The 16,816-nt window shown below is 60.9% G+C and carries 15 protein-coding genes and 1 pseudogene; 8 read left to right on the plus strand and 8 right to left on the minus strand.

The window, feature by feature from the left end; genetic code table 11:
* Positions 1-257: 257 nt before the first annotated feature.
* From PSH78_RS26540 to PSH78_RS00920, 3 genes and pseudogenes are all read left to right on the plus strand, one after another.
* Positions 258-1,172, plus strand: a pseudogene (locus tag PSH78_RS26540) (Cache 3/Cache 2 fusion domain-containing protein); the annotation flags it as partial.
* 180 nt (positions 1,173-1,352) lie between these two features.
* The gene (locus tag PSH78_RS26545) at positions 1,353-2,075 is read left to right on the plus strand and encodes a methyl-accepting chemotaxis protein (protein WP_370695182.1); all 723 of its coding nucleotides are present in this window, start codon (positions 1,353-1,355) and stop codon (positions 2,073-2,075) included.
* 516 nt (positions 2,076-2,591) lie between these two features.
* Positions 2,592-3,806, plus strand: a complete 1,215-nt coding sequence (locus PSH78_RS00920; RefSeq protein WP_305497943.1) for an aldose 1-epimerase family protein — start codon at positions 2,592-2,594, stop codon at positions 3,804-3,806.
* Between the two features lie 5 nt (positions 3,807-3,811).
* Here PSH78_RS00920 and PSH78_RS00925 read toward each other — a convergent pair whose 3' ends face one another.
* The gene (locus PSH78_RS00925; RefSeq protein WP_305497945.1) at positions 3,812-5,305 is read right to left on the minus strand and encodes a YifB family Mg chelatase-like AAA ATPase; all 1,494 of its coding nucleotides are present in this window, start codon (positions 5,303-5,305) and stop codon (positions 3,812-3,814) included.
* 266 nt (positions 5,306-5,571) lie between these two features.
* Between PSH78_RS00925 and PSH78_RS26550 the strand changes: the two genes are divergently transcribed.
* Both PSH78_RS26550 and PSH78_RS00930 read left to right on the plus strand, forming a co-directional pair.
* Complete coding sequence (locus PSH78_RS26550) at positions 5,572-5,724, plus strand: hypothetical protein (RefSeq protein WP_370871145.1); 153 nt, start codon at positions 5,572-5,574, stop codon at positions 5,722-5,724.
* A 46-nt stretch (positions 5,725-5,770) separates the two neighbouring features.
* A complete protein-coding gene (locus PSH78_RS00930; protein WP_305497946.1) occupies positions 5,771-7,075 on the plus strand; it encodes an MFS transporter in 1,305 nt (434 codons plus the stop codon).
* 254 nt (positions 7,076-7,329) lie between these two features.
* Here PSH78_RS00930 and PSH78_RS00935 read toward each other — a convergent pair whose 3' ends face one another.
* The 7 genes from PSH78_RS00935 to PSH78_RS00965 form a co-directional block, all read right to left on the minus strand.
* Positions 7,330-8,589 carry an HlyD family secretion protein gene (locus PSH78_RS00935; RefSeq protein ID WP_305497947.1) on the minus strand — a complete coding sequence of 420 codons (1,260 nt, stop codon included), beginning with the start codon at positions 8,587-8,589 and terminating at the stop codon, positions 7,330-7,332.
* Positions 8,582-10,060: a TolC family protein gene (locus PSH78_RS00940; protein ID WP_305497948.1), complete on the minus strand. Its 1,479-nt coding sequence runs from the start codon at positions 10,058-10,060 to the stop codon at positions 8,582-8,584. Before PSH78_RS00940 ends, PSH78_RS00935 begins: the two co-directional genes overlap by 8 nt.
* On the minus strand, positions 10,053-11,255 hold the full coding sequence (locus PSH78_RS00945; RefSeq protein ID WP_305497949.1) for an ABC transporter permease: 1,203 nt from the start codon (positions 11,253-11,255) through the stop codon (positions 10,053-10,055). Before PSH78_RS00945 ends, PSH78_RS00940 begins: the two co-directional genes overlap by 8 nt.
* Entirely contained in the window at positions 11,248-11,907 is a 660-nt protein-coding gene (locus tag PSH78_RS00950; RefSeq protein WP_305501429.1) for an ABC transporter ATP-binding protein, read from the minus strand. The genes PSH78_RS00945 and PSH78_RS00950 overlap by 8 nt, the downstream gene beginning before the upstream one ends.
* Positions 11,908-12,007: 100 nt before the next feature.
* The gene (locus tag PSH78_RS00955; protein WP_305497950.1) at positions 12,008-12,802 is read right to left on the minus strand and encodes a hypothetical protein; all 795 of its coding nucleotides are present in this window, start codon (positions 12,800-12,802) and stop codon (positions 12,008-12,010) included.
* A gap of 104 nt (positions 12,803-12,906) precedes the next feature.
* Complete coding sequence (locus PSH78_RS00960; RefSeq protein ID WP_305497952.1) at positions 12,907-13,338, minus strand: hypothetical protein; 432 nt, start codon at positions 13,336-13,338, stop codon at positions 12,907-12,909.
* 400 nt (positions 13,339-13,738) lie between these two features.
* Positions 13,739-13,999 carry an accessory factor UbiK family protein gene (locus PSH78_RS00965; RefSeq protein WP_305497954.1) on the minus strand — a complete coding sequence of 87 codons (261 nt, stop codon included), beginning with the start codon at positions 13,997-13,999 and terminating at the stop codon, positions 13,739-13,741.
* A 414-nt stretch (positions 14,000-14,413) separates the two neighbouring features.
* Here PSH78_RS00965 and glnK point away from each other — a divergent pair, with 414 nt between their 5' ends.
* The 3 genes from glnK to PSH78_RS00980 all read left to right on the plus strand — a co-directional run bounded on the left by glnK (position 14,414) and on the right by PSH78_RS00980 (position 16,760).
* Positions 14,414-14,752, plus strand: a complete 339-nt coding sequence (glnK, locus tag PSH78_RS00970; protein ID WP_002555808.1) for a P-II family nitrogen regulator — start codon at positions 14,414-14,416, stop codon at positions 14,750-14,752.
* Positions 14,753-14,786: 34 nt separating this feature from the next.
* Positions 14,787-16,121 (plus strand): ammonium transporter, encoded by a 1,335-nt coding sequence (locus tag PSH78_RS00975; protein ID WP_305497956.1) that lies wholly within the window; start codon positions 14,787-14,789, stop codon positions 16,119-16,121.
* Positions 16,122-16,334: 213 nt separating this feature from the next.
* On the plus strand, positions 16,335-16,760 hold the full coding sequence (locus tag PSH78_RS00980; protein WP_030138180.1) for a secondary thiamine-phosphate synthase enzyme YjbQ: 426 nt from the start codon (positions 16,335-16,337) through the stop codon (positions 16,758-16,760).
* Positions 16,761-16,816: the final 56 nt, after the last annotated feature.

Consider the following 16,816-nt stretch of genomic DNA (forward strand, 5'->3'; position numbering starts at 1 on the left):
ACATAGAACCTTCGTACAGAAAGGGCCCACATCTCAAAAATTGAATGCCGAGCGTGCGACGTGATCAGGATGATCCAGTCTCTCGGCCAGGAGCCGTCATGTCTCAACCCCGCGCCCGGATCGCCTCACAGCTGGGTCTTGCCCTTGCCGTGATACTGGCGGTCGTGATTTCCGGCAGTACCGTCTTCGCCTTGCGTTCACTGGACGCCGCCAACCTTTCCACTCGTGAAGAGCACCTGGCCAGCGAAGCGCGCCTGATGGCCGACCAGCTCAATACCTTCCACAGCACATTGCGCGAGAGCACCCAGCGCTTGGCTGGCCTGTTCGAAAAGCGTTTCAGCGCGGGCCTGAGCGTGCATCCGGACCAGCCGGTGACAGTGGCGGGCGTGCAGACGCCAGGCTTGAGCCTGGGCAGCGAAGTGTTGAACAACAACTTCAAGGAAGTGGACGATTTCAAGGCGATGACCGCCGGCGTGGCGACTATATTCGTGCGCAGCGGCGACGACTTCATCCGCGTCAGTACGTCGGTGAGCAAGCAGGACGGTACGCGGGCCATCGGCACCGTACTCGACCGCGCCGGCCCGGCGTACGGCCCGGTGATCAGCGGGCAGAGCTACATCGGCCGGGCCTTGCTCTTCGGTCGTTTCTACATGTCGCAATACACGCCCGTTCGCGACGGCAGCGGCAAGATCATTGCCGTGTTGTACGTAGGATTCGATTACACCGATGCGCAGAATGCGCAATTCGACAACCTCAAGCGCTTCCGCATCGGCCAGACCGGTTCCCTGGCGCTGTTGGACGAACAGAACAAATGGTTGGTACCGCCAGCGGGTGTGCAGGCGCTGGACAAAGCCACCGCGGCTATCACCGGTCTGATCAAGAAACCGGGCAAGGGTGCGTTCTGGGAAGACACCGCAGAAGAATTCTACAGCGTCGCCGCGCCGTTCGAGGGCGGGCCGTGGGCGGTCGTGGCGAGTATGCCGAAAACCGAAATCAACGCAGTAACCTGGAACGTCGGTACGCAATTGGCCATTGGCAGCCTGCTGGCAATGTTGCTGGCGGTCGGCGCGGCGGTGTGGCTGTTGCGTAGCAAACTGGCGCCCCTGGGCGATCTGGTACGTCAGGCCGAAGCGCTGGGCGCCGGCGACCTGAGCGTGCGCCTGAACGTATCCAGCCACGATGAAATTGGCCAACTGGCCCGTGCCTTCAACCAGATGAGCCAAGCCTTGTCGACCATGGTCGAGCACATCCGCAAGGCCTCGCAGGAGGTCAACAGTCGTGCCCAGGCGTTGTCCGGATTGTCCAGCGGTGCGTATGAAGGGATGGAGCAGCAGTCCGGCGAAATCACCAGCATGGCGGGCGCGGTGGAAGAGTTCAGCGCCACCTCGTTGAACATCGCCGATAACATGGGCAATACCGAGCGTCTGGCGCAGGACAACGCCCAGCAGACCCGCATCGGCCGTACCTCGATGGACGAAGCGTCGTCATCCCTGGAACAGATCGCTGGCGCGTTGAACAGCACGGCCACGGTCATCAACACCTTGGGTCAGCGCTCCCAGGAAATTGGCGGCATCGTCGGTGTGATCACCTCGATTGCCGAGCAAACCAACCTGCTGGCCTTGAACGCCGCCATCGAAGCCGCGCGCGCGGGTGAACAGGGCCGTGGTTTTGCCGTGGTGGCCGACGAGGTCCGTAGCCTGGCGTCGCGTACCCGCCAGGCCACTGACGAAATCTCTGGCATGATCAACAGCATCCAGCAGGAAACCGGCAATGCCATCAGTACGATGGAGAAGGGCAACCTGCTCATGCAGGAAGGCTTGTCGCGCAACGCCAACGTCGCCTCGGCCCTGGCGCGCATCGACGAGCAAAGCCGCTCGGCCGGCCAGCAGTTTGCAGCGATCACCACGGCCACCCAGGAGCAGAGCAGCACCGCGACCTTGCTCAGCAGCAACCTGCAAAGCATCGCGATGGCCAACAGCGAACAACGCGAAGTGGTCTCGAACCTGGCAATCACCGCCAAGGAACTGGAAAAACTGGCGCAGGACCTGCGCAAAGAGGTTGATCGGTTCCGCTGAAGCTTCCCCCGTCACCATCGCGAGCAAGCTCACCCAGCACTACTGTGGGAGCGAGCCTGCTCGCGATGACGGCTGACCAGCCACATCGCTGTCAGCTGACCCACCGCTTTCGCGAGCAAGCTCGCTCCCACAATGATTCCAGGTGGGACGCTGAGATGATTCCGCCGCAATTCCCCTGTGGGAGCGAGCTTGCTCGCGATGACGGCTGACCAGCCACATCTCTATCAAATGACCCACCGCTTTCGCGAGCAGGCTCGCTCCCACAATGATTCCAGGTGGGACGCAGAGATGATTCCACCGCAATTCCCCTGTGGGAGCGAGCCTGCTCGCGATGACGGCTGACTAGCCACATCTCTATCAACTGACCCACCGCTTTCGCGAGCATGCTCACTCCCACAAAAATCTGCCTAATTCTGTAATCGCCTTCCTTTTTGAGGTTGATTGCTGTTTTTCGGCTTGCTGAAACGTTTCTTCAAGTCTATAAAAACCGCACAACTCCAATAAAAGGTCGTCTCCATGACTCCGCTCAAACTCCTCGTTGCCCTCGGCGCCCTCGGTGCTGCGTCCCACGCCATGGCCTGGGATTATGTCCTGCTCGATACCGACAAGGCCGCACAGCCCTGGCAAATCACCAGTCAGCAGCTCGGTGTGAAAACCGACAAACCGTTTTCCGTGACGATGCGCACCCTGCACGGCGGTCGCCAGGAAGGCGTCAGCATCGTCGATATCGACAACGGCACGATGAAACTTTCGGTCGTTCCGACCCGTGGCATGAATGTGCTGCAAGCCTCGGTCGGCGAGGTCCGTATGGGGTGGGATTCGCCGGTCAAGGAAGTGGTCAATCCGGCGTTCATCGAACTCAATGGCCGGGGCGGCCTGGGTTGGCTGGAAGGATTCAACGAGCTGGTCACCCGCTGCGGCTACGAATGGGTCGGTCATCCGGGCATGGACAATGGCGAGCTGCTGACCTTGCACGGCCGCGCGGCCAATATCCCGGCGAACAAGGTCACCCTGCACATCGATGAAAAACCGCCCTACGCGATTACCCTGCGAGGCGAGTTGAAGGAGCAGGCGTTCAAGAAAGTCGACTTTTCGGTGCAGACCGAACTGGTCACCGAACCCGGCAGCGTGACCTTCGCGCTCAGCGACACGCTGACCAACAATGGCGACTATCCGAAGGAATACCAGGCGCTCTATCACAGCAACTTCAGTACGCCGTTCCTGGAGCAGGATGCGCGCTTCGCAGCACCGGTCAAACAGGTGTCGCCGTTCAACGACAAGGCCAAGGGCGACCTGAAGGACTGGCAAACCTACCGTGCCCCAACCAAGGACTACGACGAAACCGTCTACAACGTCGTGCCTTATGCCGACGCCAAGGGCGATACGCTGACCGTATTGCACAACAAGGCCGGTAGCCTCGGCGTGTCGGTGGGCTTCAACACCGGGACGCTTCCGGTATTTTCCCTGTGGAAAAACACCGATACCCAAGGCCAGGGCTACGTGACCGGCCTGGAGCCGGGCACCAGTTTCTCCTACAACCGTCGCTATCAGCGACCACTGGGCCTGGTGCCGACTATCGCGCCGAAAGCGCGCAAGCAGTTCCAGATCCATTACAGCCTGTTGGCGGACAAGGCTGCCGTTGACAAGGCGCTCAAGCGCATCGATGACATCCAGGGCGATCGGAAAGCCGAGGTGCGCGATACTCCGCTGGTGGACCTGAGCAAGCCATAAGCGGTTCAAACCGTGGCGGGGCGATACTGCAGGGCTTCGGCCAGATGTTCGCGGCTGATTCGCTCCGCTTGCTCAAGGTCGGCCAATGTCCGGGCGACCTTGAGCAGGCGATGGGCGGCTCGCAGCGATAGGGTCAGCCGTTCGCAAGCGGTTTCCAGCCAGGCTTCGTCGGTCGTGGACAGTTTGCAGTGCCGGCGCAGGCCCGGCAGGTCCAGGAACGCATTGGCACAGCCTTGGCGTGCTTGCTGGCGTTCACGGGCATCGGCCACCCGTTCGGCGGCGGTGGCGGTGTCGTCCCCCGGTTCGCTCTTGGGGTTCAGTGCGGTGGCTTCCCGGGCCACGGTCAGGTGCAGGTCGATCCGGTCGAGCAGCGGGCCGGACAGTTTGTTGCGATAACGCTGCACCATGTCCGGTGTGCAGGAGCAACGACCGCTGGGTTCGCCGAGATAGCCACAGGGGCAGGGATTCATCGCCGCCACCAGCTGGAAGCGCGCCGGAAAGCGCACCCGGTCCCGGGCACGGGAAATCACGATGTGCCCTGATTCCAACGGTTCTCTCAGCACTTCCAGCACCTTGCGGTCGAATTCCGGCAATTCATCCAAAAACAGCACGCCGTGATGAGCAAGGGTGATTTCTCCCGGTTGCGGCTTGGACCCACCGCCCACCAGCGCCGGGCCGGACGCCGAATGATGCGGCTGGCGGAACGGACGCTGAGGCCAATGGCTCAACGGCACGCAACTGGCGACCGACTGGATCGCCGCGACTTCCAGGGCCTCGCTTTCGGCCAAGGGTGGCAATAACCCTGGCAAACGGCTCGCCAGCAGCGTCTTGCCGGTACCGGGCGGGCCGCTGAACAACAGGTTATGGGCTCCTGCTGCCGCGATCAGCAACGCGCGCTTGGCCCCGGCCTGGCCCTGGACTTCACTGAGATCGGGGTAGGGCTTGCTGGCCGAGAGCAGCCCGTTGGAAACAAAGGGTTCGACCGGGGTATGGCCAATGAAATGCGCCACCGCTTCGAGCAGGTGATGCACTGCGATCACTTTCAGTCCCGACGCCAGGCAGGCTTCCTCGGCATTCGCCCACGGCACCACGAGCATGCGGCCAGCCTTGCGTGCCGCCAGCGCTGCGGGCAACACCCCGCGTACCGGTCGTACCGCCCCGGACAACGCCAGCTCGCCGAGGCATTCGACGTCGTCCAGCATCAGCGTCGGCACCTGCACGCTGGCCGACAGGATGCCAAGGGCAATCGCCAGGTCGAACCGCCCGCCGTCCTTGGGCAGGTCCGCCGGCGCCAGGTTCAGGGTGATGCGCCGCGCCGGAAAGCTGAGCCCCGAGTTGATGATCGCGCTGCGCACCCGATCCTTGCTTTCCTTCACCGCCGTCTCCGGCAGGCCGACCATGGTCAGCGACGGTAAGCCATTGGCCAGATGGACTTCGACGGTGACAGCGGGTGCTTCGACGCCGACCTGGGCGCGGCTGTGAACGATGGCGAGTGACATGGAATCGTTCCTTGAGTGGTAGAGAGGACCGCATCCTGCGGTTCTTGAAGGTTAGTTGTGAGGGAGCGCTTCGGTGGAGCGATTGGAAGGGAAACTTTGGCAGGATGTTGCGAAAAAATAATCAGTCGATGGAAGAGGAATGCGTGACTCGTTTTCGCCGCTACTCACTGTGTATGGTTGGCGATCTGTCTTGACCTTCTTATTCGAAAATCACCGCACGAGGCGGAAATGTAAAGCGTCAGCAAGAACTCGATACCGCCCGCCGTATCGTTTTCTATTGCAAAACCGGCGTCAGGAGTAAGGCGGCGTTGCTAGCAGTTCGTAGCTTCAGCCAGGAAGCGGAACTCTACAGCCTGGAGGGTGGCATCGAGCGATATATGACGATTTACCGTGATGAGAATCACCTCGTCGTTTCTTGAGCGTTCGAGATTATGCAGTCATCCAATTCGGATCAAAGGTACGTGAATGAATGCAAATTTTTCAGGCAGTAAGTGGGCCATCCCCGGCATCGACCGACGTCTGCTTAAAGTTCAATTCAGCTTTTTATTGATGGTTCTGGGTGGACGGTGCAATCAGTTGGCGGTGGCTTGGTGGGCCTTGCAGGAAACAGGCTCTGCGCTCTATTTCGCCAATATGGTTGCCTGTTCCATCGCGGCAGAAGTGTTAGCCAAGCCTTTGCTGGGATGGCTGGGAGACAAATACAACAAAATCCTGATCATTAAACTGGCCTGTTGGATCAGCCTGTTGTCAGCCATGTTGATGGTGTTGCTATCCGCCACGATAACATTCAGCCCTTGGACGGTGGGCGCATTGATGATTATCGGCAGCGCGATCATCGGCGTACGCGACCCTCTTCAGGCGTCAATCATTCCTTTGTTTGCAAACGACGATAAAATCTCTCTGGCCTTTCGGACCAAGAGCGTCATGTCGTCCTTTTCCATTCTGTTGGGGCCGGTACTTGCCAGCGGGTTGATTTATGGGTTCGGTATCACGTTCGCCTTTGCCGCCGACTTCTTTGCGATTCTCATCGCCGGAGCGCTGATCGCGACCATCCCGAGCCATATCGGCGCCTCAGGCCAAGGCGAAAAGGCGCCGGATGCCAGCGGCCTCAGCATGATCTATTCCGGCTTCAAAGTGGTTTATGGAGTGAAAGTTGAATTTTACCTGGCCATCATTGCAATGCTGGTCAACTTTGCCCTTTTTCCGTTTTTCACCATCCTGATCCCACTGTACGTAAAGGACGTCATTCAATACCCGGTCACTTATATCGGTCTTCTGGATTCGTCCTTCGGACTGGGCATTCTAGCGGGCAGTTACAAGATCATCGGTTGGTTATCCGGCCGGATCCCACGGGATATGTGTGTGTCCGCAGGTTTCGCATTACTGGGATGCAACCTCGTGGTGGTCGGGACCGTTTCATCGCCCCTCATTGTCACCATGGCCTTTTTCTGCGGTGGTGTCGGCCTGATGTTGATCAACATCCCCACCTCCGCTGTGAGGTTGCTGGCGACGCCAAAGCTCCATCGCAACCGGATTTTTGCCACGGTTTCATTTCTGTCTGCGGCGGCCAGTCCCTTGGGCAGTTTGGCGATGAACATCCTGATTGCCCCTCTGGGGGTCGCACTGACAATTACACTGCTGGGCGTCATGGTGCTGCTGTTGTCTCTGCTGGTCTTTCTGGTGCCCGACTTCAAAATTTTCATGCGTTCCCAGGATACGCAGCTCAATGATGTCTATCTGGAAAAATACCCCGAAGCGTTTGCGCACTGACGCGTCATGGCTGCCCGACTGGGTCGTCGCGACGCTGGAGAATAGCGTCGAGATCCGTCCGCGAGATTGGCTGGAGGGTTTACTTCCTTACGCTTACGGCGTTATTACCCACAGAACCGGGGGGAATTTGGCCAAAGTGGAAGGTTTTCGACGGGCGCTAGCGCGACTGTCATCGAGTGGTTCCCTCACGCCCCAGCGACAATAAACCCTTAAGCGCGTTACTGGCTTCTCCGGGCGAGCCTTGTCACTGCAGTTTATGAACCCGGCACCTCGACAAGCCCGGGCGTAAGCCCCTGCACCACCACACCTTCCGCGACGGTTGTACGAGGGCTGACCATTACGCGCTCGGGGCGGGCTTGTGCTGTCGCCCGGTACAGCACGTAGGTGGCACCGGACTCATCGCGGCGAAGGGCGTGCGGTGGTACGGCGATACCCTGTTCGTCGCGGTACAGAATCACTGCCAGACGCGCGCTCATACCGGTCCGCAGCGGGGGGACGAAATCGGCGACGGCCGTGTCAATTGACACCCGGACCTTATAGCGCGCGCCTGCGTCCTGCTGGTCGGCCGCCTCGTTCTGGATTCCGATGGCCAGTATGCGGCCGCTCAGTTCAGCGGCGAATCCATCACCCGTGATTTGCACTGGCATGCCTTCACGTAACAGGTGCAGGTCGGTTTCATCCACGCGAGCAAGGGCTTGGAAACGGTCCAGTCCAATGACGCCAAGCAACGGCGTGCCCCGGCTCACGGCCACGCCAGGTTGCACCGCTACCGGTTGGCCGTCACCCGGCATGACAGGTCGCACGACGTAACCGCTCACCGGCGCCGTCACTTCTCGGCGGGCATGAAGTGTTTCGAAGGCCTGGTGATGCGCCTGCGCGTTAGCCAGCTCCATCTCGGCGATATGGCGTTCCTCGCCCTGGCCGTACGCCATTGTCGTGGACAGTTCCTCGATTGCCGCGCTGAGCTGTTGCTGGTCGCTGCGCACCTGCTGCTCCAGCGTTTCGAGTTCCATCCTCGCGACGATGCCACGTTCGAACAACGCTTGCGTGTCACGCCGGTTACTTTCGCTGGCGGCCAGGCTCTGCCTGGCATTGTTCACGACCCGTCGGGCATTGCTGACCTCGGAGCCTTTGCTCCAATGCTGCAAGCGGCGGGCCTCGCGCTGTGCCTTGAGCAGTTGCGCCTGCGCCTGGCGCAGCTGGATCTGCAATTGCGCGGGGTCCATCGTCAGCAGCACCTGGCCTTTCTCGACCCGTTGTCCTTCGTGTACCCGCACCTCGGCAAGCAAGCCATCAAACGGGGCGGTCAAGGTAACCTGGTTGACGGCCTGGATACGCCCGATCAGCCCCAGCCGGCTTTCCAGCAATCGCGGTTCGATAGGCACCCAGTCAGGCGCCGTGCTTGCCGTTGCGCGGGTATCGGAGGGCGCCGGCGGCCAGCGCAACGCGATAATGATCACCGCGCTCAATCCGAAAAAGAGCAATGCAGGCTTGAGTGTGATGGGGTTAGTCATTCAAAGCGATGTCCCAGCTTTGCAGGGTGGTGCCCAGGGTTTGATCCAGTTCCGCCTGGGCGTTGAGGTAACTGATGAGTGCCGCCAATCGGGCACTTTGCACCATGCGCAGGTCATTTTCGAAGCTGAGAACCTGAAAGTTGCTCGAACGCCCCACGGTGAGTTTTTCTTGCTCGATGTCGAGCTTTCGCTGGGACAACTCCTCGGCGCGCCGGGCGATTTGATACTGTCGCCAGCGCGCGCCGATGTCGCGTACCGCGTTGGTCACGTCACGCTGCAGTTCCTGGCGGGCCTCCTGCGTACGGACCTGCTGGTTCTCCACGCCGACCCGGGCCTGGACATCAGCCTGGCGGGCGCTCAGGTCGCCGATCGGAATCTCCACCTGCATGCCTACGTAGTTCTCCCAGCTTCGGGTGCTGCCGTGGAGGTTGTTGCGGTCACGGACCTGACCGCCGCCGCCGACCAACGAGACATCCCACAGACGCTCGTTGCGTGCCACGACCCGGTTGATCCGGGCCTGCTGGCCGGCGATCAGTTGGATGAGGTAGGTCGGTTGCAATGCTTCGGCCTGGAGGACGGCCTGCGCAGTGTCGATGTCGAGGGGCGCGGCTTGCATGGCCTCGCTGGCAATGATTGGCGTGTCGAGGTCCAGTGCAAGCAGTTGCAACAATGCCAGGCGAGCGGTTTCCAGTTGGTTGCGGGCGTCTTCGTGGCTCAGCTCCTGGTTGGCGACTTCGGCCTCGGTCTGGACGATCTCGAACGCGGCCATGCGCCCGGCGTCGATCATTGCCTGGTTGACGCCGAGCAGTTGGCGCGCCCGCGCCAAAGCGTTGCTGGAAATGTTCAGCTGTTCCTGAGCCTGCAGCAGCGTGCGGTAGGCGGTAATTATCCGGGTGATCGTCTGCGCCACGCGGTCCTTCAGCGCCAGGCGGTTGATCTGCTCGCTCAGGCGCGCCAGTTGTACTGGGGCGGTGGCGACATCGCGGCCGGCGCCGCGCAGCAGCGGCTGGATGATCGTGATATTGGCGCCGTCATTGCGTGTCAGTCCCGCCCTGTCGGCATCGGTCTGGCGCCAGGTCCAGCCCAGGCCGACGCGCGTGCCGTAAGGGGTAAGCAGCGTTGAAACCGGTGCGATCTCACCTTGCCGAGAGCGATCGAGCTGGTTATGGCTGGACAGGTAACTGCCGCGCACGAACAACTTGGGGCTGAAGCGGTCCTCGGCCACGCGCAAAGCGAATTTCTCGCCGATCCGTTCGAGATAAGCGCTGCGAATGGCGCGGTTGTCGCGTAGTCCCAGGTAGATCGCATCGCTGAGGGTCAGGGTGATGGCGTGAGCCTTGAGCGAGGCGCTGGCGACAGCCGCCGAGGGAGTGCCTGGCCGAGTCGCCTGTGACGGCGACAGCGCTGTATCTGCCAGCACCGCCCCATTGGGCGGCGTCAGCAGCAAGGCAACCACCCAGGCTTTAATCATCCCGCAGCGCCTGCACCGGCTGCAGGCGCGCGGCGGACAGCGCCGGGCTCAGGCCAAAGAGCAACCCCGTGAGCAGCGCACCGCCCATGCCCAGCGGCAGTGAAAGGGGCGAGAACGTGAAATCCATCCAGCCTGACAGCAAGACGAACAGCCAGCCGGTTGCCACTCCGAGCAGAGCGCCGGTGGACGCTCCGGCGACTGTCAGCACCATGGCTTCCAGCAGAAACAGCCAGGCGATGTCCCGCGGGCGTGCACCCAGTGCCATGCGCACGCCGATTTCGCCGCGACGTTCAGCGACGTTCATCAACATGATGTTCATCACGCCGACGCCACCGACCAGGAGCGAAATTCCCCCCAGCCCTGCCAGCAACCAGGAGAACAACTGCGATTGCTGGGCGAGACCGGCGAGTAACCGCTGCGGGACCTGCACGTCGATCTCCCGACCGGGCAAGGATGTCAGCAGGAAGTCATGCAGTTTTGGGGCTAGGGTTTGTGAGTCCACGCCTTCCTGGCTACGCACCAGCACAGTGCCGATTTGCGGTGCGGGAACGAGGCGGCGCATGCCCTCGATCGGCACCAGGATGCTGTCATCGATGGGCAGCGGCAGCAGCGGGTTTTGACCATGGCTGTGGAGTATGCCGATCACCTGAAACAGATAGCCGGCCAGTTGCAACGTATCACCCAGCGCGACGGGGGCGTGCTGAGCGGCCAACGTCGCGCCGAGCACTGCGTGGGTGCTCTGGGCATCGTAGCGGCTGAGGAATCGTCCTTGCTTCGGCTGCAGGCCAAGCACCGAGGCTATTTCCGGGTCGACCCCGGCCAGCAGGGTGCTGAGCGGTCGCCCATGCATGCTTGCCGGCACTGAGGCCAGGTTCAGGGCGCTGACCGCCAGCACCTCAGGTAACACCTCGCGAAGGGCCTGGTTATCGAGATTGGTCGGGGCATGCCCCGACACTCCCTTGTTCGAGGCCGGCTTCACGTCGGCGACCAGCAGGTCGCTGCCCATCGCCTGGAATACCTCCATGCTCCGGGCTTGGGCGTTGTGGCCAATGTTCAGCAGCGCAACTACCGCCGCGCAGCCAACCGCGATACCCAGCAATGCCAGCAAGGCTCGTCGTCCCAGGCGGCGCAGGCTGTCGAGGGCCTCGGTCAGCAGTTGCCAGGGTAACGGTCCGTAGCGAGTCGACTCAGTCATGAGACATTTCCCACAGGCGGCCCTCGCTGATCCGCAGGCAGCGCTGCATGCGCTTGGCGATGTCCGGGTCGTGGGTGACGACTATCAGGGTGACGGCCCGCTCCCGATTGAGCGCCAGCAGCAGGTCGATGACCTCGTTGGCGGTCTGGCTGTCGAGGTTGCCGGTGGGTTCGTCGGCCAGCAGCAAGGCCGGCTCTCCCACCAGCGCTCGCGCGATGGCCACGCGCTGGCGTTGGCCTCCGGACAACTGTGCCGGGCGATGATGCAGGCGTTCGCCCAGACCCAGCTGCAATAGCTGACGCCGCGCGGCTGCCTGGGCAGCCTGGCGAGATGTGCCGCGGTAGAGCAGCGCGAGCGCGACATTGTCCAGGGCGTCCAGGCGCGGCAGCAGGTTGAAGCTCTGAAAGACGAAGCCGATGTGTCGGTTGCGCATCATCGCGCGAGCGTCAGCGCTTGCCTGGGTCATGTCGCGGCCAGCCAGGTAGACCAGCCCGGTCGAAGGTTGGTCAAGCAGGCCGATCAAGCCGAGCAAGGTACTTTTGCCGGATCCCGAGGCGCCGATGAAGGCGCAGCTCTGTCCTGCATTGATGGTCAGCGACACGTCGCGCAGGGTGGCGCGTGCGTTTGTGTCAGTGCCATGGATATGGCTCATGCTTTGGACGCGGATCAGTTCGGGAGCGGGATTTTCAGGCATTCGTTGTCCATCGTGAGCGAGCCCCCTTTCGTGGAAAGGGGGCTCGGTTGATGCCTGCTCAGGCGTCTGTCGCGGGCGTTTCGGGTTTTTTCTTATCCTGCTGTGCGAGCATCAGCTCAACCAGCGATTGCCATGGGGGCATTCCTTCGTCGCTGCCACTTAACCTCCGCGCTTTGGCCAATTCGGCGCTCTTGATCTGTTGAGTAAAGTCGGCTTCGTAATCGCCGAGCATCAGAGACTCCTGAATGGGGGGCAGGCTTTTGTAGTAATTGAGAACATCCCTGATGGTCTCCGGGGATACATCCCCGTTGCGGTGATACTCGTCCATCAGCTTATTGGTGACTGTGAGGGCCCAGGCTCCGTGCGCGTCGCTATAGGTTTCCCATGCCACTCTGCGTTCGTTGTGGGTAAAGTCACCGCTGTCGTCATAGATGATCAGCGTCAGTTGCTCGATGGAAAGGTCCTCGAACGGGTTGACGCCCTTCTTGTTGAGGAAGTTCGTTGCCTGCTGTGCCTGATCCAGGCGCTGCGGATCGTCCGAGGGCGGCACTTCGGCGTCGCGGATTTCCTTGTTTTTCGCGAAATAGGGGACGAAGAAATCTTGCGTGGAACGCCGGGCAATGTCCGCCAAGCCTGCACGGTTATTGCTGGCGTCCCGCTCCGCAGCGCGTGCTGCTGCGTCGCTGAGCAGCTGTGCCATTGGCGAAAGTCGGGCGGTGGTATTGCCGCTCAAGGCGCCGGGTTGTACCTCGCTCGTCGGGCCGGCGCCGACCTTGTCGGTTGGCTCTAGCGGGCTTGCGGTGGCTTTCAGGTTCGTTGCGTAGTGCGGGCGTGCGCCGTTGATACCATCCATTGTTTTGCCTCCATCTCTAAGCTGCGGTGCGCTGTAAGCGCACCGCATTCGATCAGGCCAGGACTGCCTCGGATTTACCCTCCAAGGCAAACCTGGCCGGCCTTTTACTGGATCGTGAACTCAATGTTCCACGAGTGATCGGACGCGTTTATCGCGGTAATCGTCGCATTGCAGCGGACTCGGCCGGTGGCCTGCGCGTCCTTGGTCCATTTAGGCAGCTTGGGGTTGGTGTAGAAGGTGCTGAACACGCAAGTTTTGCCGTCGGCGCCATAACGGACGACCGCGGTGGCAATCGCAGGGTTGCGCTGGTCCCGCACCACGAAGTTAAAAGATTCTTGCGGCTTGATCGTATCTGCAGGCTTGGGTGTCGCATTAGCGTGGGTGAGGGCTTCGTTGTTGCCCTGGAACGAATACTTGACCGTCGCGCTGCTGAGGTTCTTGACGGTAACCCGTATCAATGGACCTGCTTGCGCTGCACCAGCGACGAGCAGGGAGCAGACGGCGAAAGCCGCGACGCTGCATTTTTTCAATTGCATGCCGTTTTACCTGTTTGACATGTTCGTATGTCGCACGACGGACAGCCGTCCGCCTTGCCCGGTTTACAGCCTTGATGCTGGCTGCATGTCCATTCCGGTTACTTCGCATCGACCCCTTTGGTTGAAAGGGCCGGCTTGCGCAAAGTCCAGCTCGTTAGCGCATTCCATTACGAAGATTTAGCGGCGAATGCCAGGGAAGCTTTAACGGGATTTTGGATAAGATTCGCGTATTCGACGAATTTAGGAGGTTTTTGTAGGATTTTTCGAGAATATGGCGCATCGCGGCTGATGCGCCGAACTCATCCGGAAGAGAAAGGGCGAGAGAAAGTTTCCCGCTATTGGGTGGCCGCAAGTAAAAACCGAAAATCGCCGCCCTGAGCGATGCCTTCAGAAGTATGCGTTATTTGGTCGGTGGATTCAGCCTCGCCTCCAACTCCGCCACCTTCGCCTCCAGGCTTTCCAACCGCGCCCGAGTACGGGCCAGCACCACCATCTGACTGTCAAATTCTTCCCGGCTTACCAAGTCCAGCTTGCTGAACCCGCTTTGCAATAAAGCCTTGAACTGGCTTTCGATTTCGCTTTTGGGTAGAGGGGTGTCGCCACTCAAGAGGCGGGAGGCGTGGCCGCTCAGGGCGTCGAGGAGATCTTTGGGGGCAAGCATGGCTGGTGTCCTGGAAACGATGGCGGGCAGTGTATCACGCAGGGTCTATAGTCAATTTGCCAGGCGCGGATGCACGCTTTTCGCGCACTGCGCCGGGCGCCACCGCACCGTTGTTGTGCGTATCGCTCCGGTTCGTGGCGCGTGCCAGTCTGGCGCGGTGGTCAAGGGGCTGAAATCCGGGGGGTTGGGCACAGATGGCAAGCTTTCTGCTTAGTGGCTGATGACCCATGCACTGATGCAGTCGCTGTGACGAATGCAGTGCAGCAGGCGGAGCGGGGAGTTTCGTCAGGAGTAGTCAGCTGGCGCCAGTCGGGCAACTTGGGCCGACGACGCGTTACAAAGCCAGGCACTGCGCTTAGACTTGAGTCGGGTTTGTTTTCCTGGGGCAAGTCCACCAATTCGGGAGAGAGTTTCATGAAGCTAGTCACTGCCATCATCAAGCCGTTCAAGTTGGACGACGTGCGCGAGTCGCTGTCCGAAATCGGCGTGCAGGGCATTACCGTCACTGAAGTCAAAGGCTTCGGTCGGCAGAAAGGTCACACCGAGCTGTACCGCGGCGCGGAATACGTGGTCGATTTCCTGCCCAAGGTGAAGATCGACGTTGCCATCGACGACAAGGATCTTGATCGGGTCATCGAGGCGATTACCAAGGCCGCCAACACCGGCAAGATTGGTGACGGAAAGATCTTTGTGGTCAATCTGGAACAGGCTATCCGCATCCGTACCGGCGAAACCGATACCGACGCTATCTAAGCCGCCAAACCCCAACGCCCCAGGAGAAAACAATATGACTCTGCGTAAATTCGCAGGGCTAGGAGCCCTGTTGTCCTTCGTAATGCCTGGCCTGGCCATGGCAGAAGAAGCGGCAGCCCCAGTCCTCAATTCCGGCGATACCGCCTGGATGCTGACGGCCACGATTCTTGTCCTGTTCATGACCATTCCCGGCCTTGCGCTGTTCTACGGCGGCATGGTTCGGTCGAAAAACATTCTTTCCGTGATGATGCAGTGCTTCGCCATTACCGGTCTGATCAGCGTGTTGTGGGTCATCTACGGCTACAGCATCGCGTTCGACACTACCGGCATGGAGCAGGGCGTCGTCAACTTCAACTCCTTCGTCGGTGGCCTGGGCAAAGCGTTCCTGGCGGGCGTCACCCCGGCCAGCATCACCGGCCCGGCGGCGTTGTTCCCTGAAGCAGTCTTCATCACCTTCCAGATGACCTTCGCGATCATCACCCCGGCCCTGATCGTCGGCGCGTTCGCCGAGCGGATGAAGTTCTCCGCCATGCTGATCTTCATGGGCGTGTGGTTCACCCTGGTGTACGCGCCGATTGCGCACATGGTCTGGTCCGGCAACGGCGGCCTGATGTGGGACTGGGGTGTACTGGACTTCGCCGGTGGCACCGTGGTGCACATCAACGCCGGTATCGCAGGCCTGGTGGCGTGCCTGGTACTGGGCAAGCGCAAAGGCTTCCCGACCACGCCGATGGCGCCGCACAACCTGGGTTACACCCTGATGGGCGCGGCCATGCTGTGGGTGGGCTGGTTCGGTTTCAACGCCGGTTCCGCCGTCGCGGCCAACGGCACCGCCGGCATGGCGATGCTGGTCACCCAGATCGCCACCGCAGCCGCCGCGCTGGGCTGGATGTTCGCCGAGTGGATCACCCACGGCAAGCCAAGCGCACTGGGCATCGCCTCGGGCGTCGTGGCCGGCCTGGTTGCAATCACTCCCGCGGCCGGTACCGTGGGCCCGATGGGCGCCCTGGTCATCGGTCTGGCGGCTGGCGTGGTGTGCTTCTTCTGCGCCACCACCCTCAAGCGCAAGCTCGGCTATGACGACTCCCTGGACGCCTTTGGCGTGCATGGCATCGGCGGTATCCTCGGCGCCATCCTGACCGGCGTGTTCGCAGCGCCGGCCCTGGGCGGCTTCGGCACCGTGACCGATATCGGTGCGCAAGTGTGGATTCAGTTCAAAGGCGTAGGCTTCACCGTGATCTACACGGCGGTTGTCACCTTCATCATCCTCAAGGTCCTCGACGCCGTCATGGGTCTTCGGGTCTCCGAGGAAGAAGAGGCCGTGGGCCTGGACCTGGCCCAGCACAACGAACGTGGTTACAACCTGTAATCGCACTGCAATAAAAAATGCCCGGTTCGCCGGGCATTTTTTTGTCTGGAATTTGTCATTGCTCACAGGGCGTGCTGGTTTTTCCGACGCCTTTTGTTGTGTATGCGACACGGGTTTTTCTACCGCCAAAGACTTACAGGAAAGCAGGAATATTAGGCCCTTTGTTTTTTCCCAGAGCGCGCTAGAATGCGCGCCGAACGTGCGGAGAACTGTATGTGGCAACAGACGCTGATAACCCTTCGGGCAAGGCCCCGGGGCTTTCATCTGGTGACGGACGAGTTGCTCGCCGGCCTGCCTGAACTCAAGGCATGTCGTGTCGGTCTGTTGCATCTGTGGCTGCAGCACACCTCGGCCTCGCTGACCATCAACGAGAACGCCGATCCGGCGGTACGTCGAGACTTCGAACGATTTTTCAATCGGCTGATCCCACAAGGAACCGCCGACTATGAGCACAACGACGAAGGCCTGGACGACCTCCCGGCGCACTTCAAGGCCAGCGTGCTGGGATGTCAGCTCAGTCTTCCGGTGACGGCGGGACGGTTGGCGTTGGGCACCTGGCAAGGTGTTTATCTGGGCGAGCACCGTGATCATGGCGGTGCTCGTAAAGTCCTCGCCACCTTGCACGGTGAAGGGGCATGACCGCTGATGCTTGGCGGATGTTGAATTTTTTCTGGCAGCCTTCGACAGATGGCGAA

The organism is Pseudomonas sp. FP198, from assembly GCF_030687895.1.
GTDB lineage: Bacteria > Pseudomonadota > Gammaproteobacteria > Pseudomonadales > Pseudomonadaceae > Aquipseudomonas.